The organism is Allobacillus halotolerans (assembly GCF_018967645.1).
Lineage (GTDB): Bacteria > Bacillota > Bacilli > Bacillales > Alkalibacillaceae > Allobacillus > Allobacillus halotolerans.
In genome coordinates, this window is record NZ_JAHLZF010000004.1 from 104,001 (window position 1) to 130,722 (window position 26,722).

Annotated in this window: 31 protein-coding genes; 8 read left to right on the forward strand and 23 right to left on the reverse strand. The window is 39.0% G+C overall.

All coding sequences use genetic code 11. The features are described from left to right. Positions 1-108 precede the first annotated feature (108 nt). The 3 genes from KQ486_RS04420 to KQ486_RS04430 are packed head-to-tail and all read left to right on the forward strand — an operon-like array spanning position 109 to position 2,586. Positions 109-747 carry a GNAT family N-acetyltransferase gene (locus KQ486_RS04420; protein ID WP_246569190.1) on the forward strand — a complete coding sequence of 213 codons (639 nt, stop codon included), beginning with the start codon at positions 109-111 and terminating at the stop codon, positions 745-747. Between the two features lie 19 nt (positions 748-766). Beyond that, positions 767-1,414 carry an acetoin utilization AcuB family protein gene (locus KQ486_RS04425; RefSeq protein WP_144161070.1) on the forward strand — a complete coding sequence of 216 codons (648 nt, stop codon included), beginning with the start codon at positions 767-769 and terminating at the stop codon, positions 1,412-1,414. Then, positions 1,411-2,586, forward strand: coding sequence for an acetoin utilization protein AcuC (locus tag KQ486_RS04430; protein ID WP_216686890.1), 1,176 nt, complete (start codon positions 1,411-1,413; stop codon positions 2,584-2,586). Before KQ486_RS04425 ends, KQ486_RS04430 begins: the two co-directional genes overlap by 4 nt. A 128-nt stretch (positions 2,587-2,714) precedes the next feature. Here KQ486_RS04430 and motS read toward each other — a convergent pair whose 3' ends face one another. The 4 genes from motS to KQ486_RS04450 form a co-directional block, all read right to left on the reverse strand. Then, positions 2,715-3,497: a flagellar motor protein MotS gene (motS, locus tag KQ486_RS04435; RefSeq protein WP_216686891.1), complete on the reverse strand. Its 783-nt coding sequence runs from the start codon at positions 3,495-3,497 to the stop codon at positions 2,715-2,717. Then, a complete protein-coding gene (motP, locus tag KQ486_RS04440) occupies positions 3,487-4,311 on the reverse strand; it encodes a flagellar motor protein MotP (protein WP_216686892.1) in 825 nt (274 codons plus the stop codon). Before motP ends, motS begins: the two co-directional genes overlap by 11 nt. Positions 4,312-4,370: 59 nt before the next feature. Further along, a complete protein-coding gene (ccpA, locus tag KQ486_RS04445; protein ID WP_216686893.1) occupies positions 4,371-5,372 on the reverse strand; it encodes a catabolite control protein A in 1,002 nt (333 codons plus the stop codon). 153 nt (positions 5,373-5,525) lie between these two features. Beyond that, a complete protein-coding gene (locus KQ486_RS04450) occupies positions 5,526-6,584 on the reverse strand; it encodes a bifunctional 3-deoxy-7-phosphoheptulonate synthase/chorismate mutase (RefSeq protein WP_144160938.1) in 1,059 nt (352 codons plus the stop codon). 330 nt (positions 6,585-6,914) lie between these two features. Between KQ486_RS04450 and mntR the strand changes: the two genes are divergently transcribed. Further along, positions 6,915-7,337 (forward strand): transcriptional regulator MntR, encoded by a 423-nt coding sequence (gene mntR / locus KQ486_RS04455; RefSeq protein ID WP_144160940.1) that lies wholly within the window; start codon positions 6,915-6,917, stop codon positions 7,335-7,337. 60 nt (positions 7,338-7,397) lie between these two features. On the opposite strand, the gene ytxJ is transcribed toward mntR, so the two are convergent. From ytxJ to KQ486_RS04470, 3 genes are all read right to left on the reverse strand, one after another. Then, positions 7,398-7,718, reverse strand: coding sequence for a bacillithiol system redox-active protein YtxJ (gene ytxJ, locus KQ486_RS04460; RefSeq protein WP_144160943.1), 321 nt, complete (start codon positions 7,716-7,718; stop codon positions 7,398-7,400). Positions 7,719-7,867: 149 nt separating this feature from the next. Beyond that, positions 7,868-8,293 carry a YtxH domain-containing protein gene (locus KQ486_RS04465; RefSeq protein WP_144160946.1) on the reverse strand — a complete coding sequence of 142 codons (426 nt, stop codon included), beginning with the start codon at positions 8,291-8,293 and terminating at the stop codon, positions 7,868-7,870. Between the two features lie 27 nt (positions 8,294-8,320). After that, positions 8,321-8,728, reverse strand: a complete 408-nt coding sequence (locus tag KQ486_RS04470; protein WP_255439694.1) for a DUF948 domain-containing protein — start codon at positions 8,726-8,728, stop codon at positions 8,321-8,323. Between the two features lie 139 nt (positions 8,729-8,867). Between KQ486_RS04470 and KQ486_RS04475 the strand changes: the two genes are divergently transcribed. Then, entirely contained in the window at positions 8,868-9,980 is a 1,113-nt protein-coding gene (locus KQ486_RS04475) for an aminopeptidase (RefSeq protein ID WP_144160952.1), read from the forward strand. Between the two features lie 66 nt (positions 9,981-10,046). Here KQ486_RS04475 and murC read toward each other — a convergent pair whose 3' ends face one another. Further along, a complete protein-coding gene (gene murC, locus KQ486_RS04480; protein WP_144160955.1) occupies positions 10,047-11,342 on the reverse strand; it encodes a UDP-N-acetylmuramate--L-alanine ligase in 1,296 nt (431 codons plus the stop codon). A gap of 212 nt (positions 11,343-11,554) precedes the next feature. Here murC and KQ486_RS04485 point away from each other — a divergent pair, with 212 nt between their 5' ends. Continuing rightward, on the forward strand, positions 11,555-11,938 hold the full coding sequence (locus tag KQ486_RS04485) for a YndM family protein (RefSeq protein WP_144160958.1): 384 nt from the start codon (positions 11,555-11,557) through the stop codon (positions 11,936-11,938). Positions 11,939-12,410: 472 nt separating this feature from the next. Here KQ486_RS04485 and KQ486_RS04490 read toward each other — a convergent pair whose 3' ends face one another. The 5 genes from KQ486_RS04490 to KQ486_RS04510 all read right to left on the reverse strand — a co-directional run bounded on the left by KQ486_RS04490 (position 12,411) and on the right by KQ486_RS04510 (position 16,720). Then, positions 12,411-13,523, reverse strand: a complete 1,113-nt coding sequence (locus KQ486_RS04490) for a nicotinate phosphoribosyltransferase (protein ID WP_144160961.1) — start codon at positions 13,521-13,523, stop codon at positions 12,411-12,413. A gap of 143 nt (positions 13,524-13,666) precedes the next feature. Then, on the reverse strand, positions 13,667-14,272 hold the full coding sequence (gene ytpR, locus KQ486_RS04495) for a YtpR family tRNA-binding protein (RefSeq protein ID WP_144160964.1): 606 nt from the start codon (positions 14,270-14,272) through the stop codon (positions 13,667-13,669). A gap of 6 nt (positions 14,273-14,278) precedes the next feature. Further along, positions 14,279-15,091, reverse strand: a complete 813-nt coding sequence (locus tag KQ486_RS04500; RefSeq protein ID WP_144160967.1) for a DUF1444 domain-containing protein — start codon at positions 15,089-15,091, stop codon at positions 14,279-14,281. 74 nt (positions 15,092-15,165) lie between these two features. Continuing rightward, the gene (locus KQ486_RS04505; protein WP_144160970.1) at positions 15,166-16,188 is read right to left on the reverse strand and encodes a PTS sugar transporter subunit IIC; all 1,023 of its coding nucleotides are present in this window, start codon (positions 16,186-16,188) and stop codon (positions 15,166-15,168) included. Between the two features lie 25 nt (positions 16,189-16,213). Continuing rightward, the gene (locus KQ486_RS04510) at positions 16,214-16,720 is read right to left on the reverse strand and encodes a hypothetical protein (RefSeq protein WP_144160973.1); all 507 of its coding nucleotides are present in this window, start codon (positions 16,718-16,720) and stop codon (positions 16,214-16,216) included. 89 nt (positions 16,721-16,809) lie between these two features. Here KQ486_RS04510 and KQ486_RS04515 point away from each other — a divergent pair, with 89 nt between their 5' ends. Beyond that, complete coding sequence (locus tag KQ486_RS04515) at positions 16,810-17,250, forward strand: YtoQ family protein (protein ID WP_144160976.1); 441 nt, start codon at positions 16,810-16,812, stop codon at positions 17,248-17,250. Between the two features lie 232 nt (positions 17,251-17,482). Here KQ486_RS04515 and KQ486_RS04520 read toward each other — a convergent pair whose 3' ends face one another. After that, a complete protein-coding gene (locus KQ486_RS04520; protein ID WP_144160979.1) occupies positions 17,483-18,550 on the reverse strand; it encodes a M42 family metallopeptidase in 1,068 nt (355 codons plus the stop codon). A gap of 158 nt (positions 18,551-18,708) precedes the next feature. Between KQ486_RS04520 and KQ486_RS04525 the strand changes: the two genes are divergently transcribed. After that, positions 18,709-19,020, forward strand: a complete 312-nt coding sequence (locus tag KQ486_RS04525; protein ID WP_144160982.1) for a PepSY domain-containing protein — start codon at positions 18,709-18,711, stop codon at positions 19,018-19,020. A gap of 135 nt (positions 19,021-19,155) precedes the next feature. Here KQ486_RS04525 and KQ486_RS04530 read toward each other — a convergent pair whose 3' ends face one another. The 9 genes from KQ486_RS04530 to KQ486_RS04570 all read right to left on the reverse strand — a co-directional run bounded on the left by KQ486_RS04530 (position 19,156) and on the right by KQ486_RS04570 (position 26,717). Continuing rightward, positions 19,156-20,379, reverse strand: a complete 1,224-nt coding sequence (locus KQ486_RS04530) for an ISL3 family transposase (protein WP_216686894.1) — start codon at positions 20,377-20,379, stop codon at positions 19,156-19,158. A 168-nt stretch (positions 20,380-20,547) separates the two neighbouring features. Continuing rightward, a complete protein-coding gene (locus KQ486_RS04535; RefSeq protein WP_144160985.1) occupies positions 20,548-21,402 on the reverse strand; it encodes a YtnP family quorum-quenching lactonase in 855 nt (284 codons plus the stop codon). A 15-nt stretch (positions 21,403-21,417) separates the two neighbouring features. Then, positions 21,418-22,062: a tRNA (guanosine(46)-N7)-methyltransferase TrmB gene (gene trmB / locus KQ486_RS04540; RefSeq protein ID WP_144160987.1), complete on the reverse strand. Its 645-nt coding sequence runs from the start codon at positions 22,060-22,062 to the stop codon at positions 21,418-21,420. A gap of 63 nt (positions 22,063-22,125) precedes the next feature. Continuing rightward, a complete protein-coding gene (locus tag KQ486_RS04545) occupies positions 22,126-22,455 on the reverse strand; it encodes a hypothetical protein (RefSeq protein ID WP_216686895.1) in 330 nt (109 codons plus the stop codon). 71 nt (positions 22,456-22,526) lie between these two features. After that, positions 22,527-23,321: a phosphotransferase family protein gene (locus tag KQ486_RS04550; protein ID WP_144160993.1), complete on the reverse strand. Its 795-nt coding sequence runs from the start codon at positions 23,319-23,321 to the stop codon at positions 22,527-22,529. A 171-nt stretch (positions 23,322-23,492) separates the two neighbouring features. After that, positions 23,493-24,422, reverse strand: coding sequence for a diacylglycerol/lipid kinase family protein (locus KQ486_RS04555; RefSeq protein WP_144160996.1), 930 nt, complete (start codon positions 24,420-24,422; stop codon positions 23,493-23,495). A gap of 3 nt (positions 24,423-24,425) precedes the next feature. Further along, the gene (locus KQ486_RS04560; RefSeq protein ID WP_144160998.1) at positions 24,426-25,337 is read right to left on the reverse strand and encodes an NERD domain-containing protein; all 912 of its coding nucleotides are present in this window, start codon (positions 25,335-25,337) and stop codon (positions 24,426-24,428) included. Continuing rightward, a complete protein-coding gene (gene thpR / locus KQ486_RS04565; RefSeq protein WP_144161001.1) occupies positions 25,321-25,932 on the reverse strand; it encodes an RNA 2',3'-cyclic phosphodiesterase in 612 nt (203 codons plus the stop codon). The genes KQ486_RS04560 and thpR overlap by 17 nt, the downstream gene beginning before the upstream one ends. A gap of 74 nt (positions 25,933-26,006) precedes the next feature. Beyond that, positions 26,007-26,717: a pseudouridine synthase gene (locus KQ486_RS04570; RefSeq protein WP_186278535.1), complete on the reverse strand. Its 711-nt coding sequence runs from the start codon at positions 26,715-26,717 to the stop codon at positions 26,007-26,009. Positions 26,718-26,722: the final 5 nt, after the last annotated feature.

Genomic DNA, 26,722 nt, shown 5'->3' on the forward strand with positions numbered 1-26,722 from the left:
TTTGCTATATAAGCAACTTTCTCTGTCCTTATCATCACATTCTATTTTTCCAAAACATCTTCTGTTATAATGAAATTGGAATCGTTAAATTCTTTAGGTGGTGTCGATTTGGAACACTCTAAAACTTATTACAGTCAAACTATTCGTAAAAACAACAAAGAAATTATCATTGAGGGGCCTGTCGATTCAGAAAAGCTTAAAAATTATTATTTCGATGATGGATTGAAAGCGTTTAGGCCACCCAAAAAGCAATATGAAGCAATTCTTTCGATTGCGGATTTTGAAGAAGGTCGCATTATTATCGCTCGAGATGAAGATAAGATTATCGGTTATGCGACTTTTTTGCACCCTGATCCAATGGAGCGTTGGGCAACTTACAAGATGGATAATTTATTGGAACTAGGAGCAATTGAAGTTTCCCATGAATACCGTGGAATGAAGGTTGGTTCAACCATTTTGGAAGTCGCTATGAGAGACGATTATATGGAAAATTATATAACAATCACGACAGAGTATCATTGGCATTGGGACATGAAAACAACTGGATTAAGTATTTGGCAATATCGTAACGTGATGGAGAAAATGATGGCTCATGGTGGGTTAAAACCGATGTCCACAGACGACCCAGAGATTGTTTCTCACCCTGCGAATTGTCTGCTCGTCCGGATTGGTGAAAATGTTGATGCTGAATCGATTAAGCTGTTTGACTCCATGCGTTTTATGGGTCGTGAAGATTTCTTTTTTTAATAAAGGGGCGTGAATGAGAATGATAGTCGAAGAAGTTATGAGTAGGGATGTGATTACACTCTCCCCTCAAGACAAAATTGAAAGCGCTTTAAAATTACTGAATGAGCACCGAATCAGACATATTCCAATAACAAATGATGAAGAACAAGTCGTCGGCATTGTTTCCGATCGTGACATCCGTGATGCAGCTCCTTCCATATTGGCCGCTGAACAAAATTTGGATATTTTGGAGAGTCCCATTCAATCCATTATGTCGAGTCCTGTTATTACCGCACATCCTCTTGATTTCATTGAAGATATTGCTTCACTATTCTATGATTACGAAATTGCGTGTGTGCCTGTTACGCATGCAAATAAACTCATTGGTGTCGTCACGGAGAAAGATATTCTCTACACACTAATTCAAGTAACTGGAATTCGCGAACAAAGTTCACAAATTGAAATTCGAGTTCCTAACAAAATAGGGACATTGCCAAAAATTGCTCAAATCATCAGTGAACGCAATACAAATATTTCATCTGTTTTCCTCTATCCATCCAAAGAAGATCGCAGTGAAAGAATAATTGTTTTACGAGTTCAAACGATGAATCCAATGCCTATCATCGATGAATTGAGAAAACAAGGCTATCATGTCATTTGGCCGAACCTACCGGGGATGAGCGAATGAACGAACATAAAGCAGCTTTTGTTTTCTCAGAAGCATTTTTAAGTTATAAATTCAGAGATGACCATCCGTTTAATCAAAAACGTGTCGTTCTTACGAGTGAATTACTAAAAGCGAGTGGGGCATTGGATGATGAGCAAGTAATAGCACCTCGAATGGCGACGGATGAAGAAATCAATCTGATTCACAAGTCTAGCTATATTGAGGCTGTACAAAAAGCAAGTGTCGGCATGTTGTCAGAGGAACAAGGTATGCAATATGGGATTGGTACGCAAGACACACCTATTTTTGAGCATATGCATGAAGCATCGGCTCAATTAGTCGGCGGAACATTGACGGCTGTTGATGCTGTTATGGAAGGCGACTATACCCATGCCGTTAATATTGGTGGCGGATTACATCATGGGTTTAAAGGGAAAGCATCTGGCTTTTGTATATATAATGATGCGGCGATTGCCATCAAATATATACGAGAACATTATAACTTAAAAGTTCTCTACGTTGATACGGATGCCCATCATGGTGATGGCGTACAATGGGCGTTTTACGATGACCCGAATGTTTGCACATTTTCAATCCATGAAACGGGAAGATACTTGTTTCCAGGTACAGGGAACGTAAACGAGCGTGGCCACAATGATGGGTTTGGTTATTCCTTTAACTTACCAATTGATGCTTTCACCGAAGATGACTCGTTTTTGGAAGTATACTCAAAATCATTGGAAGAAGTCACGGAATACTTCCGTCCTGACATTATCATTAGCCAAAATGGAGCCGATGCACATGCATACGATCCATTAACCCATTTATGTTGTTCCATGAAGATCTTTGAAGAGATTCCTAAGCTTGTTCATCGCTTAGCGCATAAGTTTTGTAATGGAAAATGGGTTGCTTTGGGTGGTGGCGGCTATGATATTTGGAGAGTCGTTCCACGTGCCTGGGCACAGTTATGGAATGTTGCGAATTTAGATGGCAAAACATTGCAAGGTCCATTACCGGAAGAATGGCTTGAAAAATGGCAATCAAAAAGTCCGGTAAAATTACCAACACATTGGCAGGATCTCTCACGTGTGTATAAAGAAATTCCTCGTAAAAAAGAAATCACGGAAAAAAATCAATTGACATTAGGAAAATCACTTGAAATCATTAGAAACGAGCAAAAATACATTTTGTGAAATGAGCTAGCAACGTAGATTTGTGTGATCTAGAATCTATATTTATAGGCTTACCTTTATCGTAAATTTTTTGATTTTTCCTATACTTCTTACGATCAAAATAAAACCAGTGAGTGGCTTTCCGCCATTCACTGGTTTTCTGCTCTCAAAATGGTGATTTCCACACGTCGATTTAAGCGCATATTTTCTGGATTATTATTTTCAACGTATGGTTTGGTATCGGCATATCCCGAAGCTTGGAAACGTGCTGGGTTCAACTCCTGGTCTTCCACAAAAAATCGAACCACACTACTCGCCCGTGCTCCACTCAATTCCCAGTTGGACGGGAAACGATATGTATTGATTGGTCGACTATCGGTATGCCCTTCAATTTTTACGTTATTCGGGATGTTCGATAACAAGACCCCTACCTTTTCTAAAAAAGAAAATCCTTCTTCAATCAATTCCGCTTCACCGGATTCAAACAACACACGCTCTTGTAAAACGAGTACAACTCCCTGTTCGGTTCGGCTCGCCGAAATAACACCATTCAATTCTTCTTGATCCAAAAATTGTTCCACTTCTTCATGTAATTCATTTAAAGACTCTTCATCTGTGGAATCCATTTTTTCTTCGTTTTCCATTGCTTCCTCGTTCTCTTCAGGGATCATCGCCTGAAAATCGGATTCTTCAGGATCCAATTGATTTTCTTGATTCTCTGTCGGTTGGTCCATTTCAATTGCGGACGGCATGAAGTCGAAAATCACTCGCTCTTGATATGACTCAGCGACGGCTTTGAACTTCACTGCATCGATTTGTGACATGGAAAACAATAAGATGAAAAAAACGAGAATTAATGTGATCATGTCTGAATAGGTAACCATCCACATTGGCGCTTCGCGTTTTGGTGGCTTTTTTCGTTTACGATTCATTAACCGTCTCTCCGATCATCTCTTCTTCCTCTTCTTTTTCGTTCAGTTTAAGCTCTTCAGTTGAGAGGAATGCACTCAATTTCTCTTCCAAGATTTTTGGGTTTTGACCAGATTGTACGCCAATGACACCTTCTACTATGATTTGTTTCATAAATACTTCTTGTTCCGTACGTGAATATAACTTTCCAGCAATCGGGATAAAGACAAGATTGGCCAATACCATACCGTAAAAAGTTGTCAGAAGGGCAATCGCCATACTCGGGCCAATTGTCTCCGGGGTTTCTAAGTTATTGAGCATTAACACAAGCCCAATCAATGTACCGATCATGCCCCAGGCAGGTGCGTATTCTCCCGCCTTCTCTACCACATTCCGTCCTTTTTGATGTCTTTCTTCCATAGCCGCAATCTCTGCATTCATAATTTCATTAATGACTTCCGGCTCAATTCCATCAATTGCCAAGTAAACCCCTTTTTTAATGAACGGATCATCTACATCATCCATCTCACTTTCCAAGGCAAGCAAACCTTCTCTTCTAGCCTTTTCTGAAAGTTGAATAAATAATTGAATCAATTCTCGCAGATTATAATTTTGACTATGGAAAGCTTCCTTCATTACTTTTCCAAACATCTTCATTTCTACGACAGAAAAGTTAATTAATAGGGCACCAACCAAACCGCCGATTACAACGACGATGGAAGAAACTTGAATAAACGAAGAAACGCCTCCAAATCCACTGTTAAAATAGATGCCTAATAAAATCATTGTTGCACCTAGACCAATACCTATTGGTGTCAGTAAATCTTTTCGCTTCATACTCTCACCCTACTTACATCCGATTTATCTATCTCTATTTACTATTATCGGCATCAATTTTATTTTGTTGAGTCTCTTTCGATGATTCGGTGAGGTAAAGTGACTTGCTTTTCGGCTACTTTTTCGCCTTGAAGCAACTTCGTTAGTAAACGCATCGATACAGCACCGATATCATACATCGGTTGCATCACGGTCGTTAATGTCGGACGTACCATCGTAGCAAGCCTTGTATTATCAAATCCTACCACAGCAACATCTTCCGGAACCTTCAATCCGTTATCTTGTAATCCATGAATGACACCAAGGGCCATCTCATCTGAAGAAACAAGGATTGTCTCTGGCCGCTTCTCCAACCCGAGGAAATAATTGCTTGCTTCAATACCTGAGTCATAGCTATCATCACTATTAAAAATAAGTTTCTCTAAATCGGCTTCATTTTTACCGGAATTTTTCATCGCATCGACAAAGGATTGTTTTCTAATTTCGTTTGATCGATTATTTAATGGGCTTGTAACAAATCCAATATCGCCTTCCCCTTTTTCTTCGATGAACTGAACTGCATCCTGAATTGCCTGGTAATAATCGATATTTACAGATGCAAGCTCTTCAGATTCGGCGATCGTAGCTGCCAAGATAACTGGAATATTTGCCTTCTTGAACGCTTCGATATGCTCATCGGTTATGGTTGTCCCCATAAAAATAATGCCATCCACTTGTTTTTCCAACATATTGTAGAATAAATCGATCTCTTTCGTTTTTTGTTGATCAGAACTACTCAAGATAATATGGTACTTATACATGGTTGCGATATCCTCAATACCACGTGCTAAGTCAGCAATGAAGAGATTGGCCACATCTGGAATGATGACACCGACTGAAGTTGTTTTTCTGCTGGCCAACCCACGTGCCACTGCGTTTGGGCGGAACCCTAACTCTTCTATAGCATGCAGTACTTTTTGCCGTGTAATTGGCTTTACATTTGTATTTCCATTGATGACCCGCGAAACGGTCGCCATCGATACGTTTGCTTTTTTTGCTACATCATAAATGGTTACGCTCATCTTAAAAACCTCATTTCATAACGTTTCATTTTACTGTAAGAATACTGTACTCCATCAATCGATTCAATAGATAACTTGTGAAAGTTTCTTGAGGGTTACAGGCTGTTTCTCATCAAATGTATGTTGCATAGATATACACATTCGAACAAAATTTTACTTCTGTAACTCATTCATGAATTGATGAAAAGTATCTAAGTCCATTTGTTGCTGTGCGTCTGATAAAGCAGTTGCTGGATCTGGATGGACCTCAGCCATCACGCCATCCGCCCCGATCGCAATAGCAGCTTTGGCGGCAGGCAATAATAAGTCTCTTCTGCCTGTCGAATGGGTGACATCAACGAAAACCGGTAAATGCGTCTCTTTCTTTAAGATAGGTACGGCTGTAATATCTAATGTGTTCCTTGTAGCTGTTTCATATGTTCGAATCCCTCGTTCACATAAAACGATTTGGTCATTTCCTTGAGAAATAATATACTCTGCAGCGTTCATAAATTCATTGATCGTCGCAGCCAACCCTCTTTTTAGAAAAATGGGCTTGTCTGACCGTCCTGCTTCTTTCAACAATTCGAAGTTTTGCATATTACGGGCACCGATTTGAATGACATCCAAATAGTCGGCTGCTTCCTCGATATGATTTGGGTTGACAATTTCGCTGACGACCTTCAATCCATATCGATCGCCGACTTTCTTCAAGATTTTTAATCCATCAAATCCGAGGCCTTGGAAATCATATGGTGAGGTGCGTGGTTTAAAGGCTCCACCACGTAAAATGGGAATATCTCTTTCTTTTAAAGCTTGCGCGACTTGATCGACCTGTTCTTCTGATTCAACAGAACAAGGACCTATGATGTATTGAAGATTTCCACCTCCAATTTCTACGTCCTCAACAGAGACAATCGTATCTTGAGGCTTTTGCTCTCTCGAAACAAGAAGTGTTTTTCGGTAATCATCTTCTTGTAATTCCTTAGCGGCTTTAAAAATCTCTTTAAATAAATGCTCAATAGTGGAACTTTCAAATGGACCTTCATGGTGATCGACGATATGATTGAGCATCTCCCTCTCACGTACCGGATCAAATACTTTAATTCCTTGTGCTTTTTTGATTTCACCAATTTTCTTGACGAGCTCGCCACGCTTGTTGATCCATTTTAAAACTTCTATATTCACTTCATCGAGTTGTTCTCTTAATTCTTCCAAATTCGGTTCCTGCATGGATAGCTGCCTCCAAATGTTATTTATTGTATAGTCGTTTTATGACACATTAATTTAAGTTAAGTATACAATTATATCGAAATTTGGTGCAATAGACTAGTCTTACAGCACAGAACACAGGAGAAATTCGACTAAATGTAAAATTATTCATTTTAGATATCGGCATTATTTTAAAACCCGAAACGGACTTTAACAAAGTCTTTCGAAACAGAAATTTAAATACTCAATGCGGACATGAAGAGTCATATATTGATCCGAAAACTCAAGTTTCTTTTGAAAAGCTACGAAATCTGCTAAAATAGGTATAAGAACGATTATGGAGGTTGTTTCATGGCGACACCTAGCATGGAAGATTATATCGAAACAATTTATCTACTGAAAGAACAAAAAGGCTATGCCAGAGTTTCAGATATCGCTGAACACTTAGACGTACTCCCTTCTTCCGTCACCAAAATGGTGAAAAAACTGGATGAAAGTAGTTATGTCGTCTATGAAAAATATAGAGGCCTGATTCTGACGGAAAAAGGAAGAGAGTTTGGTGAAAAACTATTATACCGTCATAAACTGTTAGAAGACTTTTTACATATTATCGGCGCGGATGAAGACTCCATTTATGAAGAAGTTGAAGGAATTGAGCATCACCTGAAATGGGATACGATCGTCCGGATTGGGGATTTAGTCGAGTATTTTAAAGCCGATCCTGAACGGTTAAATGATCTGAAGAAAATTAAAGAAAAAAATCAAAAACATTAAAATAAACCTGCTCTACTTCGATCAATAGGATGTGGTAGGCAGGTTTATTTTATGATTGATTTATTTTACAACCTCTTTCAACGTATCATATTTAATGTGCCAATGAGAGTTATGATAGTTGACTGCACCGTCTTTTACATAGAAAAACTGTGGCGACTCATGTTTAATTTCAAATTGATCGGCAACCTGATTGGATAAATCTCGGTTGTCCTGGATATGAATCATATATGCAGGAAGCGAACTATCGTCGAGAAATTTCTCGAATTCCTCTTTTGCTTCTGCACTGATTGGGCATGTCAAGCTGTGTTTAAACAGTAAAAATGAGTCATTTGACAATGCTTCATTTAATTCTGCTTCAGATGTTAAAACTTTGTAAGACATCTTTCGTATTCCTCCTTATGAACTATACTACTCACTCATTTTACCAAACGGAAGAACGGAACTCTTCATTTATGCTTGGTGTTTAACACTACCTACTAAAAAGGTGGGATTAAAAAACCACCCCAATAAAGGAGTGGTTGATCATCCATTTAGTTTTGTGAGTTTTTGAAATTCATATCCGCTTCTTGGCGTTCCATTTCATCTGCAGCTTCTTCGATCGCTTCAGCGACATCCTCAGCAATTTCTTGGCCTTGCTCTTTGTTTTCGCTACGTAAATATTCAACGCGTTCTTGAATATCATCTTTTTTCTGCTTAATTTTTTCACCTAAGTTTTTACTGGATTCTTGAGCGCGCTCGTACAGTTCATTCCCTTTATCATAAGCCGTGTTCTTCCATTCAGAAGCACGTTCACGAACTTGATCAGCTCCAGTGTTGATATCTTGTCTTAAATCTTTACCGGCTTTAGGAGCGTATAGAAGGGCAACGGACGCACCGATGATTCCTCCAATTAATGTTCCAATAACAAAATCTTTACCGTTCATTCCACCGTTGTTGTTTTGATTTTCGTTTGACATAAATAATTCCTCCTCGTTTTTTTCTACTTATTTTTTCCCTTTGTAACTTTTCCAAAGGTGAATGGCAGCTTCTCCCCATTTCATTGCCTGTGAAGCTTGAGGTGCCTGTTCACCAGCTTGTTGTTGAACTTCTTTAGATAGCTGTTGCAAAGAATGATTGAACTCATTCACTGTATGTCCGATTCCTTTAATGCCATCGAACAAAACAGTAGTCTTCGCTGTTTTTTCTGAAATATCATCTGCTAAATAATTCGTTTTCTGTAATAACAATGTTGTCTCTTCACTAATTCCTTGCATTTGTTTCTCGACACCTTCAAGCGTTGTCGATACATTGTCCAGCGTTTTCGATACGGACATGAGTGTTTTCGCTAAGAAAATGACTAATACTAAAAATGCTACTGCTGCAATTAATGCTGCAATATGTAGTAAGTTCACTACAAACACACCTTCCATTTTTATTCTATACTAACTATACCCATTAGTATAGCGAATCAAACGCAAGATTTACAAAGTTTTCACTTATTATGCTAAACTATAACTATTTCATATTCAAACATAACTAGGAGGAAAACACATGAAAGACCCACGAATCAGACAAATGGCAGAATTACTCATCAACTATTCAGTCAAACTTCAACCAGGTGAAAAATTATTAATCGAAAATACCGGGATCCAACAAGCACTCGTTTCGGCGATTGTTGATGAGGCGTACAAAGCAGGTGGACAACCCTTTGTTAATTTAAAAGACCCAAAAGTACACCGCTCGTTGTTGCGCGGTGCAACGAAAGAACAACTTGAAGCATGGGAAAAATATGAGTCGACGGTAATGGAAGAGATGGACGCCTATATTGCCATCCGTTCCGGAGATAATATTAATGAACTCTCAGATGTTCCCTCAGAAAAAAATAAATTATACGGTGAAACGGTCGGAAATGTACACCGAAACATTCGCGTTCCAAAAACAAAATGGTGTGTCCTTCGCTATCCAAATGAATCGATGGCACAACTTGCCGAAATGAGCACAGAAGCATTCGAAGACTTCTATTTCAATGTCTGCACGCTTGATTATAGCAAGATGAGCAAAGCGATGGATGCGTTAGTTGAAAAAATGAACAACACGGACGAGGTGCACATCACTGGACCTGGAACGGACTTGACGTTTTCCATTAAAGACATACCTAAAATAAAATGTGCCGGGGAGATGAACCTTCCTGATGGTGAAGTATACACAGCACCCATCAAAGATTCAGTGAATGGTACATTGACTTATAATACACCTTCACCGTATCAAGGATTTACATTCCAAAATGTTTCTTTGACATTTAAAGACGGGAAAATTATTGAAGCGACTGCCAATGATTCCGAGCGAATTAATGAGATTTTTAACACCGATGAAGGTGCCCGTTATATCGGCGAATTTGCGATCGGGATCAATCCATTTATCCAACATCCAATGGCAGATATTTTATTTGATGAAAAAATCGATGGAAGTTTCCACTTCACCCCGGGACAAGCTTACGATGATGCATATAACGGAAACGACTCAGCCATCCACTGGGATATGGTCAATATTCAGCGTGAAGACTATGGTGGCGGAGAAATGTATTTTGACGGTGAGCTCGTCAGAAAAAATGGTCGCTTTGTCATTCCAGAGTTAGAGGTATTAAATCCAGAAAACCTTAAATAAACATATTCATCCGAATAGATAAAAAAGCTGTTGCCTTCTGACTCAGTCAGTGGACAACAGCTTTTTTTAAGTTAGTTTTTTATACTTCTCTTCATATTTCTGAATATCACCTGCACCCATAAACAGAAGTACACTGTTTGGATGTTGTTTCAATTTTTCAATGTCTTCTTCTGAAACAATTGTCGAGTTTTCAATCCGCTCTTGGAGATCTTCTATTCGAAGCGCTCCATCCGATTCACGTGCCGAACCAAAAATATCACAGAGATAGACATGATCAGCCAGTGATAAAGATTCTGCAAACTCTTCTAAAAATTGCTTTGTTCGCGTGAATGTGTGTGGTTGAAATACAGCGACGACCTCTTTATCCCGGTATTTTTTTCGAGCCGAGTCAATGGTTGCTTTAATTTCTGTCGGATGGTGTGCATAATCATCAATTAGAATTTGGTTGAAATTCCACTGTGTCTCTGTAAATCTTCTTTTGACACCGCCAAATTCCTTCATGCTCTTAATTTCTTCAGCATTGAAATTCTCATAGTGACAAAGCGCAATGACACTGAGTGCATTCAATACAGCGTGTGTACCATACTGTGGCACAATAAAGGTTTCATAATAAGTATTTCTTACATAGACTTCAAACGAGGTGCCTTCATCCGTCTCTTGAACATTCTTCGCTTGAAAGTCGTTTTCTTCTGAAAGTCCGTAATATACGACAGGCACATTTGCGTAAATTTGTTTTAGATAATCGTCATCACCACAGGCGATGATTCCTTGCTTCACATTCAACGCCATCGATTGAAAAGCATCGAAAACATCTTCAATATCTTTAAAATAATCTGGATGGTCAAAATCAATATTGGTCATAATTAAATAATCCGGCTCATATGCCAAGAAATGGCGCCGGTATTCACATGCTTCAAAAACAAAATATTGACTGTCTTCATCACCATATCCCGTTCCATCACCGATCAAATAGGATGTAGGAATATTTTTGCCAAGTGTATGCGCAAGTAAACCGGTTGTCGACGTTTTGCCATGAACACCTGTGACACCGATACTTGTATAGTTTGTAAGCCATTCTCCTAAAAAATCATGGTAACGATAGAACGGCAACTTTAACTCTTTTGCTTTCGCAATTTCTTCATGATCATCGCCAAATGCATTACCTGCAATAATGATTTGATTTTTTTCAATATTATCTTCTGAAAAAGGAAGGATCGTAATGTCCCTTTTTTCCAAAGCTTTTTGTGTAAAAATTTCTTGATCAATATCTGAACCTTGCACTTGTTTACCCGAGTCATGGAGGATTTGTGCGAGGGCACTCATACCTGTACCTTTAATCCCTATAAAATGGTATACCGACATTTAATCGAACCTCCGTTAAACTTCTGTTGTCATTATATGCTACTAACTCTCTTTTTGCTTTTTTCATTATAGCAGAAATTAAAACATTATCCACTAAAATATCCTTACAGTCATAACGTTTAATCTAATTCTTGGCGGGAAAAAATATAATATAGACAGAAAGAACCAGGAACAATTTACTCCTAAAAACGTTTATGTAGAGGAGGATTGATATGGAACACGGAAAAGCACTGGCAATTAAAGGCGTCATGACATTCGTGATCCTTTTATTGATTCTTGGACTCATGTTTGGCATGTCATTAGGTAATGTTTTACTCACTACGGTTGTACTCGGGATTATTTCCTATTTAGTTGGAGATCTATTCATTTTGCCAAAAACAAATAATACGGTTGCTACCCTTAGTGATATCGGTTTAGCGTTTCTCGTCATTTGGCTTTTCAGCATGACTATCAGTAGTATGGGTATCGGGACGCTAGCTGGCGGAGCAATTATCTCAGCCGTTGTTCTAGCCGTCGGTGAATACTTTTTCCACGATTATCTCCTCAGAAACTATATCGGTTTTAATCGTAAGTACACTTATTCACCAAATCACTAAAAAATCTCAGATAATCTTCTCATAGTTGAGAATAGATGAAAATATGGGGCTGGGACAAAATCTTTTAAGTTGACTCAGATACGAACAATCTAATTTAGTGTGCCGGAAATATCCGCTTCGGAAATATACTCCGCTTTTACCCAAAGGGCATAAGGCGACATCTGCGGTAAACCGCAGTGTCTTCTATATCGCGGGCAGCTGTTGAGCCTCCTCGTGCTTCGCACTGCGGGGTCTCACCTAGGCTTTTGCTCCCGACGCCCAGGACGGGCTAGTGTCAACGTTGGCCACAGGACGTGGCCGTATTTAGTTGACCGCAGAAGTCTCCGTATATTTCCTACGCTAAGTTAGATTGTTATTCGTGTTTCTGAGTTTATAACTTTGATTTGTCCCAGCCTCACTATATCGTATAAATAGAAATAGTGGGCAAGTTCATACGCCGATGATCTTACCCACTAATCTTAGTATGTTTATTTTATCCATTAACCGGATAATTTACTTTTTTCAATCGTGCATTCGGATGGTATTTTCGTCCTTGTTTTGCTTCATGTTTACCATCTAACATGACATTATCACCTGTAAATCCAATATTAACTTTCAATAAGTTATTACCGACTCCATACATATCAACTGGAACTTCTGCTTCTTCAAATCGTTTAATTTTTTCTTTATTGAATCCACCACTCGCCATGATTTTCACATGATGGTATCCTTCATCATCCAACGCATTCCGTAAAGCAAAAATAAGTTCTTTATTTACGCCTCTTGGATCGAATGGACCCATTAAGTGCTGATTTCTAAAGAAATATTTATCGACCATGTTGCTTGAAGTATCCAGCCGGACACCCGCCAACTCATCACCGAAATGACGTGCAACTTTTAAGGCATCCGTAATGACGTCATTATTATAATCTACTAAGGCGACGAGATCGTCATCAGGGTAAGTTTCGCGATAAGCTTCACACGCACGAACCAAATCACCAGAAAACATTTGAATCAATGCGTGAGGCATTGTTCCCATACCTTCTTTGCCCCACCACTCGTTCATCGCGTGTGTTGCTTGGGCTGTAGATCCACCGATATACGCAGCATATCCATCACCAGGTTGCTGTGTGAAATGGTCATCACGATCTCCCATAAAGATGACGTCCTTTTTCTTGCCACTAGATTTCGCAGCACTGACAACCTCATATACGTTTGTTGCAACAGATGTTCTCCGGCCGAGCACCCCATCGATCAACCCTTCGAGATACCCAAAATCTTGGTATCTACCTTTGATTGTCAATACACTCTCATATGGTTCAATTTTATCGCCATCTTGCAAGGCGTGGATTTCTAAATCTTGCGGATTTTTAGCAAAGTTATGGATTAAAGCAATGGCTTCATCCGTCCCACAAAGAACAGCATGTTTCTTTTGGAAGTATTGCATGACTACTTCGCTACCGTTCATATACTTTTCAGCGATTTCTGTCGTTTTTAAGAAGTAAACAGCAGAAAACCAACCTTCTCCGATTCGTTCATCGAATTTAAATGTTTCATTGGTTAAGCGCGCAATTTTCCCTTGTTGCTTCAAACCGAATTCCTTCATCCGTATACTCCTTCTTTCCTTGATTGAGTCCATGAATACAATCATCATAACGATAAATAGCGTGCACTTCAACTTCGTTACTAAAGCTTAATGGAGATATTCGTGTATGACTTCCGTTTCTATAAAAATCGTTCCCTTATACTTTATTGGAAAAACGCCTCTCCGACAGTTCGCTCATCGTCCAAGACAAGAATACCTTTCTCTTGGCTGGCGTTTGGTAAATTTAATTCTTTTGCAGAACAAATCATGCCATGAGAATCTACACCACGCAGCTGTGAAGGTACGATTTTCATCCCATTTGGCATAATGGCTCCTGGTAAAGCGACAACTACCTTCTGTCCTGCATCAACATTCGGTGCGCCACAAACGATTTGTTGTTGTTGATCTCCAACATTTACTTGGCACACATTTAGTTTCGATGCATCCGGGTGATCACTCATTTCCTCAACTTTACCAACAATAAATTTCGGCGTGCGATCAACTTCATTTAAGTTATGGGTAAAACCTTCCGCTTCAATAACTTGTCCGATTTTTTCAATCAAATCGTCTGTTGGTAAAATCGGATGAGTTTCTGGAATGTCGATATGCGTTGATGCCTGAAAAATATTGTAACCAACGACTTCGCCTGAGTCTTTTTCTTTAATTTCCGTGACGTCACCTGATGAAACAGACGTGATTTCTGTATTTTTTTGATCTAATGTAACGATTAGGACGTCTCCAATTCCCTGTTGATTATAAATAATTTGCATGTTGTTCTACTCCTTATCTCGTTTTGGTTTCTTTTGCGCTAAAATAAAAATAGGCTCTAACTTCTTATCTTCGTATAAGAAAGGTAAAGACGTAATTGGGATTTGGCCCTCAGCAAAGAATTGCATCATCATTTGAGCTAAAATATCGTATCCCATCTCATTGTGAATGTCAGCAAAAAGTAAAACATCTTGGTGAGGGACGCCAATAGCCAGCTCACCGCTTGTATTCGCACGCATTTCTTCCAATAACGCTTCATTTAAAATACGGCTTGCGTCATATCCATCTTTAGAGGATAAGAAATAAAACGTGTTTCCGGCAACATCGTCTTGCTTCATTTCGGTCGATAACTTTCGCACGTTAAATGAAGCAATCTCTTTCACACGTTGTTCTTCCCAATTTTCTCGCTCAAGCATATTTTCATCGATTAATTTATAAGACTTCCCTAAATCAAGGGCATAATAAATTCTCGTCTCAGCCGTGTGATCCGTATAGATTAGCTTCTCTCCAGCTTTTGACTCTGTCGGGAAAGAACCTGAACGAATGACGGGAAAAATTTGGCTCTCTTTTCCTTCTAATTGCTGCTTTTCACTCATAATCCGCAATGCTTCACGAATATGCGCTTCTATTTCATCCAACGCTTTTTCTTTACGGTTTTCCCATTTTGAGATTAATCCTGGAAGAGAAATCGTCACACCTTGTTCTGTATCCTTCCATTCGATCCGAAATGTATCTTTATCTCGATCGAAATGTGTCTGCCAATGATCTTCTGAGAATCGCTCCCGAAGTTTGCGTTTCATTTCGATGCTTGTCATACTCATTTGGTTAGCCTCCTTCGTCGGTTCCTTCCCTATCATATAATATACTAGTAAAAGACGATAACGTTTTGTTTAATCTAATTGATATCCAGTTTCAAATCACCTGGTGAGATATATCCTTTTTTACGCATCCATTCAAACATCACAAGACTTAAAATAGCAGGAACCAACAAATAAAAAATCAACATTATCACAAACGTATTCATCTGATACCCCATCGTATCAAGTGTCATAATCGGTCCAACGAGTCCGCTTGTCCCCATACCAGCTCCGTACGCATTGTTTTCCAGCTGTAACCATACGGTGGCGATTGGACCTAGTAGGAGTCCTGTTAATGTCGGCGGCAGTAAAAGGATCGGTTTTCTCACGATGTTTCCGATTTGAAGCATCGATGTACCTAATCCTTGTGAAATCAAACCACCGAAGCCATTTTCTCGAAAACTACCAACCGCGAATCCGACCATTTGTGAAACGCAGCCGATTGTTGCCGCACCTGCAGCCAATCCTTCTAAATCAAGCATAATGGCGATGGCTACACTCGAGATGGGGGCCGTCAATGCCACCCCCATCAACGCCGCAATAATCGCCCCCATCAAAAATGGCTGTAAATCCGTTGCCCAGACAATAATTTCTCCAAATCCAATGAGTGCAGAGGATATGTAAGGACCAACAAACGAACCCATTAAATAACCAACTAAGATCGTAAAAAAAGGTGTCACGACGATATCGATTTTTGTTTCGCCACTAACGATCTTACCTAACTCAATGGCAACTAAAGCTGCAATAAAACTACCGGCAGGTCCGCCTTCCATCGCGCCATACGCTCCAGCAAAAAGTGCACTATACAAAACTAAAGAGGGAGCGCGTAGTCCATGTGCAATAGCAACACCTACAGCTCCTCCATACACAATTGGTTGGATGGCAAAGTCTCCTATAGTACTAAAAAAAGCAGGTATATTTGGAACTTCATCACCCAATGTTTTAAAAATTACCCCTATGATCAATGAAGCAAATAATCCTGACGCCATATAGCTTAACGCTTTAATGGCATAATTTTGAAAAGACGGTTCAATGCCTTTCTCTTTCAAAAAAGATTTCACGATTTTTCCCCTTCGCTACTTTGTCTTATTGCTTCTCTTCAATTGAACGAATAATTTCAATCATTCGTTCTGATTCACCTGATAAATGATCCAGATCTGTCATCGTTGTCATCTTAATTCCGCCGATCCCAACGGATAACTCATATTCATTTTCTTCACGTTTCTGAATGAGTATATAAGAAAAAGCATCTGCTGTTTCTATCGTACTTATATATACCTCATCTTCTTCAGGTAACTGATTATATAAATATTGACTATTCGGTTCCTCAAACTCATTAATGAACAGGACATAAGGCTGGTCATCTTCTTGAAAAATGACATTCGTAGGTCCTTGTTCAATTATGTTCAAATCTTCTGGTACATATAAAGAGAAATTCTCTAATTCTTTATTTGGTTCCTTGACCTGATCGGCTAGAACCGCTTCTTTCACTTGACTTTTAGCATCGCTATAAGCCTCTTCTTCAGAGGGCGAACATGCAACCATCATTAAACTCAAAACAACAACCATCCATAATATTTTTTTATCGATCAATTTAGCTTCCTCCGTAAAAATTAGTATGTAAGTTGACATCCTGCTGTAAACCATCCAATATGAATATAAAAAGGATTGGAGGAGTACTTATGACACTATCTGTATATTTAGCCGGCCAAATCCACGATGATTGGCGCAAACAATTAAAAACGAAAGCCATCGAAAAGAATCTACAAATCGAATTCACAGGTCCACAAGAAGAGCACGATTTATCCGATGACATCGGTGCAAAAGTTCTTGGTGAGCAACCGAATAAAGTTGTGCATGACGATGCCGCTTCTGGGATCAATAACTTCCGTACGGAATTAATGCTTAAAAAATCTGATGCGGTCATTGCACTTTTCGGTGACTCCTATAAGCAATGGAACACAGCGATGGACGCAGGCATTGCCATTGGTCTAGGTAAACCATTAATTCTGATTCGCCCTGACAACTTGGTTCATCCGTTGAAGGAGCTTTCCAATAAGGCTCATGTCACCGTGGAAACAATTGACCAAGCGATTCAAGTTCTTGAGTATTATTTTAAATAACAAATAAACCCATTTACTGCTCTTCATCCGCTTCGGGAAGCGTTTCCTTTCCGGGGCGGCTATTGAGCTCCCTCGCGCTATTGCACGCCAGGACCTCAACTAACCCTTTTTCTACTGATGATGAACACACGGAACAAGCAAGCTGTTAATATCCCCTAGAAATTTACGTATATTTCTTTCCCTCATGAACTTTATCTTTTTTCATGAATCCTTAAAACCTACAATCTCATTTCTATCCGTTTTGGCGAATCGTATCAATAGTCGTTTGGTCGACAGATTTGATTAATTTCACTAAGAGCTCTCGTGCAGCCTGGTAATCTTCAATATGAACAATCGAAGAGCTTGTATGAATATAACGCGAACAAATACCAATTACCGCAGATGGAACGCCATCATTTGACGTATGCACACGTCCAGCATCTGTTCCACCTTGTGAAATAAAATACTGATACGGAATATCATTTGATTCTGCTGTATCCAGGACGAATTCTCGCATTCCTCGGTGGGTAACCATCGTCCGGTCAAAAATACGTAGCAATGCTCCTTTTCCTAACTGGCCAAATTCCTTCTCGTCTCCAGACATATCATTGGCAGGAGATGCGTCTAATGCAAAGAAAATATCTGGATCAATCATGTTGGCCGCAACTTGCGCACCACGTAAACCTACCTCTTCTTGTACAGTTGCACCAGAATAAAGCTGATGATTCAACTTTTCTCCTTGAAGCTCCTTCAGCAGCTCGATGGATAAACCACAACCATAACGATTATCCCACGCTTTAGCCATGATCTTCTTCTCATTTGCCATCGGCGTAAACGGACAAACCGGCACAATTGCCTGACCTGGCTTCACACCAATTTTCTTAGCATCATCTTCATCATCTGCACCAATATCGATCAACATGTTCTTTACTTCCATTGGTTTGCTACGCTGCTCTGGTGTCAAATTATGCGGTGGAATAGATCCAATGACACCTGGAATAGGACCATTATCCGTCATGATTTGAACACGTTGTGCAAGCATGACCTGGTTCCACCAACCACCTAACGGCTGAAAACGAAGCATTCCGTTCTTCGTTATTTGTGTAACCATGAAACCAACTTCATCCATATGGCCAGCGACCATCACTCGTGGTCCTTCTCCTTTACGAACACCAAAAACGCCGCCGAGACGATCTTGGATCACTTCATCTGAATATTTTTCCAGTTCTTGTCGCATGAAACGTCGGACATCATGCTCAAATCCTGGTGGTCCAGCTAGCTCAGTCAACGTCTTAAATAAATCCTTTGTTTCTTGTTCCATATGTACACCTCCATTATATTTTTACCCACTGTTTATTTTAACGGAAAAGACGATTTGTTTCCATTCTTCTTGCACTTTCTATCCCTACTGTTTAATTTTTGTGAAAGAAGATATATAATAAGTGGTAGATTCTATACTAGACGGATGGAGTGAATGACATGAAATGGTATAAACTTGTAGCTCCAGCAGCGGTCGGTTTGATTGCAGGAGCGGTCATCGGTAAAAAAGTCAAAGATCAATGGTTAATCCCTGAAGTAGCTTTGAACCGAGTCAAAGAAATGTACAAAGAAGATGGACCGATTAGTGGTTCATGGATTATGATGCAAAAAGAACCTTATGAGAAAGACGGGGAAACATATACCGTATACCGTGGTGGAATCTCTAGAAACATCGACGGCGTCACTTCTCAATATCAATTCAAAGTGAATGCCAAAAACGGAGAAATCTTATCAACAGGGAAAGTCAGTTAATGAGTAGCTCATCCTTTACACCTAGTGTGTGAGGGTGAGCTTTTATTTTGTTCAATTTTTATAACCGATTCAGCGTTATATGCATAAAGAAGGTTCTAAGTCAAATGTTGGGGTGAGCGAACGCTCACTCCTAATTTATGCAACTCGAACAGCTATATTTTTATATTGGTGATGTAGTAAAACTTTTAATCTAAAACGATCAAATCGTCTAAAACCAAATGCATTTCGCTTAATAACTTTGGTCTGATTATTAATCCCTTCAACATACCCATTATTTAAGTTGAAAGCGAAGCTGTTCATAATTTCTTTTTGCCAGTTTTGAAAGGTTGATATCGACTTTTTAAATTCATCTATTCCTGAATTCTTCACGAGATCATAATATTGATGCAGCTTCTCTTTAATAAGCTTTAAATCCGTATAACCGATAACCTTTGCTTCTTCGAACCACTTTCGATACTCTTCTTTTAATTGATAAGCTTTCCTCAGATAATCTGATTTACTTAAGTAGTGTTCTAAATACCAGCGTTGCTTGTCGGTTAGGTTTTCTTGATGCTTATAAAATACATGTCTCATTCTCTTACATTTTTTTCGATCATATTCATCAAATAATTTTTGTTCTTTCCTTCTAACTTGTTCTAGGGCCCAATAAATATAACGACAAAAATGAAACCTGTCAGCCACTATAATAGGGCGGCCCAATGCTTGGTCTACAGCTGCTTTAAAAGACTGACTCATATCCATGACCACGATTTCCACTTTATTACCATGTTTCTTTAAGTACTCTTTTAATGAGGACTTTTTTCTATCTTTAAGAATTTCAAGTGGCTTTCTATGTATTGGATCCGCAATAATGGTTTGATATTTTTCGCCTCCAGCGTCACCCTTGTATTCATCAATCGCAATGACTTTAGGCAATTCCTTCGTTTCCTCTAACATAGACGAGCTAATATCATCAAAACGACGCATAACAGTTGTTGAAGAGGTATTGAATCGATTGGCGACATCTTTAAAATTCTTCCCATGTATTAATTCTATGGCTAGAGCTTGCTTAAACTCCATGGACTGTCTTTGATACCGTTCAACAACCCTATTACTTTCATAAAAACGTTTGCCACATTCTGTGTTCACACAAGAATAACGTCGCTTTCTATAAAATAAAGCCGTATTTCTACCGAAAGCCTGAACGTGTTGAATTTTTTGCACTCTATAATCATGTACTCGATCTGTGATAGTGTGACACTCTGGGCAGGAGTGAGGTTTTCTTTCCAACTCCATATGGAGTTGGTATAGTTCATCACCTTCAAACGACTTTGTAATGATAAACTCTTCTAATCCAGGCAATGAAATGTTAAAATTCATAATACACGCATCTCCTTTTTGTGCTTGTTTATTGGTCTAAACAAAGTTTAACAAAATTAGGAGATTGCGTGTTTTTTATTTAAAAGTTTTTCATAACCCCAACATATATATTAGAGCCATAAAGAAAAACCCAGCTAGTATTTTTCACTAGCCGGGAATCGTTTAAACTTATTTATATTCATACCGTTCTCTTTTTACTTCTTCTACAATTTTACGGTCCTCGTCAAATTTGATCGCCCGGTAATAGGCATCATGATAAAATGTGAACCAATAATTTGATGGAATAGCTTCTTCTTGCAAGTCCTTTTTCGCATGGACACTTGTCACTGGGTAATCATCATACGCCAATACCCAAAGTGGATTTTGGTGTGCATGGGTCGGCATGATATCAGCCATATGATAAAATCCTTCATCGCCATCACGGAACTTAATCACTGCATGCCCGTCACTATGACCACCTGTGTGATGCATCGTTAAACCAGGAACAATCTCAATTTCTTCCTTAAACGTTTTCACTTGATCTTGAATAGGCTCCCAGTTTTCTTTCCAATACGTATTCTTAGAGCGCATATTCGGATGGCGCATTTCATGCCATTCCGTTTCGGTTGTATAAATCGTTGCATTCGGAAAAGCTGAAACAAGCTTCTCTCCCTCATACTTGGACAGCCCACAAGCATGGTCAAAATGAAGGTGAGTCATTAAAATCGTATCAATATCCTCTGGTTTCAACCCTTTTTCAGCTAGGGATTCTTCCACAGAAGATTCTTCTAGTAAGCCGAAATTTCTCTTTTGTTTATCTGTGAACTTATCTTTTCCTAACCCGCTCTCAATCAAAATGTTACGATCATCTAATTCAAGAAGAATCACATCAGAGCGTAATTCAATTTGATTTTTCTCATTCACTGGGTACATTTTTGACCAAAGTGGCTTTGGTACGACGCCAAACATAGCACCACCATCGAGATGTGTCACACCTCCGTTTAACCACGTCAAAGTTGCTCTTCCTACGGTTAACTGTTCCATTTTTGGATTCACTCCCTATTTATGATTACTAATGATACAGCGATAAATTGGCATTCCTTTTTTCGTAAACTTCTCTTCATATTCTGTCATCACATTTGTAGGGTCTTCAGTTGCATGTAAATCCAAGGTGACTTCTTCTAATAATAAGCCAAACTGCGAAAAACTGACAAGCGAGTATTCGAAAAGATGCTGATTATCCGTTTTCATAACGATCTTACCGTTCGGCTTTAAAATCTGTTGATACTGTGACAAAAATGATTGATGCGTCAGTCGTCTTTTTTCATGGCGATTTTTTGGCCATGGATCTGAAAAATTTAAATAGATTGTTTCTAATTCATTTTCTTCAAAAATATCGCTTAGCTGATCGGCGTTTTCATGAAGCAGCCGTACATTTTCAACCTCTGCTTCTTTCACGCGATCAATCGCTGACACGATGACATTCTTCTGAAGTTCCATACCGATAAAATTAATATTTGGATTTTTTGTCCCCATACCTTGAATGAATCCACCACGTCCACTTCCGATTTCTAAGTGAATCGGTCGATTTGTATGTTGAAATTCTTGCTCCCACTTCCCTTTGTTCTGAGAAGGCTCAAGGACTACGATGCCATCATGTTGTTTAATATAATCTTCTGCCCAGGGCTTATTTCGAACTCTCATCTCTTTCACCTCAACTGCTATCTTATCATTATGCTTTCGAAAGAGAAAGATAATTTGATCGGTTTAATCGGATCCTGACAGTTGATCATTGCTGGCTAATTGCTGATACAGTGCTGCTAACTGACGATAAACGCTAGCTACTGTCGATAAAGGGATTCTGACTGCTGATAAAGCACGTCTAACTGTTGATAAAACGCTTCTAACTGCTGATAAACGCTGGCTAACTGTTGATAAAGCAATTATGACTGCTGATAAGCGCTGGCTAACTGTTGATAAAACGCTTATGACTGCTGATAAGCGCTGCCTAACTGTTGATAGAGCGCTCCTGATTGCTGATAAGCGATCCCTAACTGTTGTTAAAGCGATTCTAACTGTTGAAAAAGCACTGCCCATTATCGATAAGACACATACCGCCAACTAAAACAAAAAAATGTCCACGAGTTCACTAGACTCATAGACATTTTTTAATATTTCCGATAAATAAATTGTTGTTCTTGTAAAAATTGCAACCACTGATCTACTTTTTCTGATTCTCTCCGTTCAATATGCCAAAGAATATAAGAGATCGTCTGAGCCACTAAGTACCAGTTCATACGTTCCAACAAATCATTGGTTTCTTCCAAACCGTAATGGTGTAGCCATTCACTCCACTGGTTTCTAGGAACGTAAACCCATAAAAACATACTTAAGTCGAGTGCTGGGTCAGCGATGATTGCTTGGTCCCAATCAATCAGGTAAAGGTGGTCGTCTTCTCCTTTAAGCCAATTTTCATGGAACATATCTGAGTGACAAACAACTTTTTTCTCATGATCGATTTCTTGGGCATAGCGCGATAAAAATCTTGTCGCTTGGGAGATTGATTCATTTTCCAACATGTCATGTTTTTTGCACTTATTCAGTAGTTGAATTAAGTAAGCTGATGGACTTACCGGTTTTTTTCCCATTCGCATAAACAAATCCAATATTTCACTTGAATGGTGGATTTTACTCAATAAGCCAACGACTTCTTCATTTTGCATTTCCGGACGAGTGAGCTCGCGACCTTCCATCCACTTTTGCGCTGTAATGACATCTCCGTTTGATAACCTTTTTGTCCACATAAGCTTCGGCACAATACCTTCCGCGGATAAAATTGCGATAAACGGATTTGAATTTCGTTTCAAAAACAGCTTGTTATTCTCTTTTTCGGCAATAAAGGCCTCGCCAGATGTTCCTCCCGCCGGAGAAATCATCCAATCAGAACCGAGAATTTGTTCCATCATTTCACCACTTTTCGTCCTTCAATCTATGTATCTAGTAAAAATTGAAAAAGTCCAGGGACACGAATGATCCCCCGACTTAAAATTTAAGTCATAAGTTGTCGATTTATTTTCATCTACCTAAATAGATTAACGCATTTTCGACAAACATTTCAAGGGGTAATTCAAACTTTATTTTCTTTTTACGACTCTCGAATGGTTTTCTTTTTCGATTAAACACCGATAACACCGCCCAGTAACGCCATCTGCTTGATAAGATAATTCTTTTTCTGAATTAATTTCTATCCGTGATCCTGTGAATGTTTCGACTTCTTTAAAATTGGTATGTTTCCCAATGAAAATGGACAAGAACACCAACAGTAGTTTTAATTTAGAAATATTATGTACAACGGTAATTGAAAAATGTTGTTGATTGTTTTTAGCGTTAGGAGCAATTTTCATGCCTCCACCGAAATAAGGATGGTTACTCAACGTAATCAGCCAAACATCTTCAAATTGATAGGTTTCGCCATCAATCTTTGCTTCAAAGTTCTTTGTTTGAAAGGTATATAGAGTTGCTAAAATACCAATGACATAAATTAAGAAAGTTAAATGCAATTTATTCAATAGCCGCTTAAAACGCGATGCATTTACACGTTCAGTAATCTCTGCATCGAAACCAAAGCCGATCGTAGAAGCAAACAATTTTAATTTGTTCTTTGCTAACAGATCTGTTCGATATGTACCAAACCAATAAGGTTTTCCTTTTATTCTGGAAAACAATATGTTGAGATGACGTTTTGGATTTAACGATGTTTTCCAGCCTCTAGCAAGATCATTACCAGATCCAACAGGCACAAAAGCCAATGGGATTTTTGGATAATCCTTTAGCCCGTTTAACACCTCATAAAACGTGCCATCTCCTCCTACAACAATCAATTGTTTCACACGTTCATGATGCATGGCGGCAATTTGTTCAGCTAATGAAGTAGCATGACCTGTATATTTCGTGTGAAAGGTTTTACAACGCTTCTTCAACTGTGGATGGCTTGTCAAAAACTCTTCAACAACTTTTTGTCCTTGCCCTTTCCCTGCCGTCGGATTAATTATAAATATATGCATGGATCAGTCTCCCGGGTGCTGCATAAAATCATTATCCGGCTCATCCCACTCTGGCCGTTTGAATGACGTCGTTTGTGTGTGGGAAAGCAATGCTTCTGCAACTTTTAATTGTTGGTATTTCAATGGTGTTCTCCCTGTACGATGTTTCATAAACCATTGATCATAGATGTGCTTATCAATGAAGTCTGTATTTAGGTGGGCTTGAATGGAATGGATGGAAGCTTTCTTTGTAATTAATGTTTTTTTGACCGGAAATTGAATGTCATGGTAATCCAATAAGCTTCTAACCATCTTTTCAACGCGATTCAATTGAAGCATCGGGTTTAGAATAGTTTTCTCGGTATTTTCCGTTTTCTTCAACCATCTTCGTTCATCCAGTGGCTCATAAATGGCAGAAGAATCTACGGAATCCAAAAAGGAGATACATAATATTTCAAGAGGTGTAATGAACAAAATCCCGCCATCAATGATCGCTTTCTTTATCTGAAACAACGGTTGATACATCAGTAAATAACTATCTGGGAATCTTTGTAAAAAATATTTCAACTGTTCATCTTCTTGGAGTGACGAGTCAGGATAAGAAATTTCCTGTATGGTCCCTGACGCCCACCGCAGTTGAAAATCAATTAACTGATCCAAAAACCAATGCTTCAACTCGGATTCCGTCTCAGGCAATTCAACAGTTGGCTCTAATTCTTCCGGCTCTACTTTTTGAGACCTTAACTTCCGGAAGAAAGATTTTTTTTCAATCGATTCCAATTCATCGGTAACAGGTGGCTCACTTAATTGTTCTTGCCACTGTTCTTTCAAGCGTTTGTAACGATCATTTTTCAATCGAATAAATTGGCCAGGGTAATGAAAAATATCTGTTTCATATCTTGAAATATGATCTTGTAGCTTAATTAATTGCCCCATTTTCTTCATCCCATGTTTGATTTACTATGTTTAGTTTTGGATAAACAGCCACCGGTTCGTAGCTCTTGTTATGTCCTCGTTTAACGGTATATAAATTCATTTGATTCACTGAACAATCAATCGGCTGATCCAGTTCAAGCTTTTCGGTTAGGCGATCTGCAGAAATATATTTTTTATCCTTTTCCCACTTTTTGGCCAATGTAATATGCGGGCGGTATGGTCGACGTTCTATGTCAAATCCAAGCGATACCATTTCCTGTTCAACTTTTCCCTGCAGGGCAAGCAGCGGCTCGGTAGGCGCTATGTCCGCATACATGACACGTGGTTGATCTTCTTTCCCGAAAAAATTCACTCCGGTTATATGTAACGTAAGGTCATGAGGAATTGATATCTTCGCCAAACGCTCTTTTACTTGCCATAATTTCTCGTCACTGACACTACCTAAAAACTTAAGCGTCAAGTGAAAATCCTCTGGGTTTAGCCATCTACGGTAATTCACATATGGTGAAAGGATCTCCTGCCATTTTCCTAATTGTTCTTCAACATGTTCTGACACAGGTATTCCAATGAAATAATGGGGGTCTTCTGGCAACATTCGTCACTCTCTTTCATTTTTTATTCGAATAGTAAGATTATTTTACTACAAACTTTGACAAAAATCATCTTTAATTAACTTCTCAGTAAATCTAGTTCTTCTTCAGATAACTCCCGGTAGGCGCCTGGTGTTAACGACGTATCAAGCTCCAACCCTTTCATTGACCTACGATGAAGATGAAGCACTTTTTTGCCTACAGCAAGGAACATTCGTTTAATTTGATGAAATTTCCCTTCGATCACAGAAACCTCAATATAGGATCGTTCGTCGAAGGACCGAATGATCGATAGTTTTGCAGGTTTGGTCACATAACCATCATCGAGGGTAACTCCTTGCTCAAATGCCTTCACGTCGTCTTCTGTCACTTTACCGAGAATATCGGCTTCATATACTTTTTCAGCATGATAATTCGGTGATGTTAGTTGATGGGCTAATTGCCCGTCATTCGTTAACAGCAATAAGCCCGTTGTATTTTTATCTAACCGACCGACCGGAAACAAATTGTACGGTTTAAACTCATCTCCAATCAAATCGGTCACACATTTTTCTTTCACATCTTCGGTTGCTGAGATCACACCTGCTGGCTTGTTCAGCATTATATAAACATATTTTTGATAGTGAACAGTCTTGCCACCCACGACTAAGTCAGCTGTATACGGATCGACATGTGTCGCAAGATCTTTGACAGGCTTACCATCCAACAAGACTTGTCCTTTTTTGGCTAACTTTTTCACATCTTTTCGAGAACCAAAACCTTGATTCGCCAGCAACTTATCCAAACGCATCACAC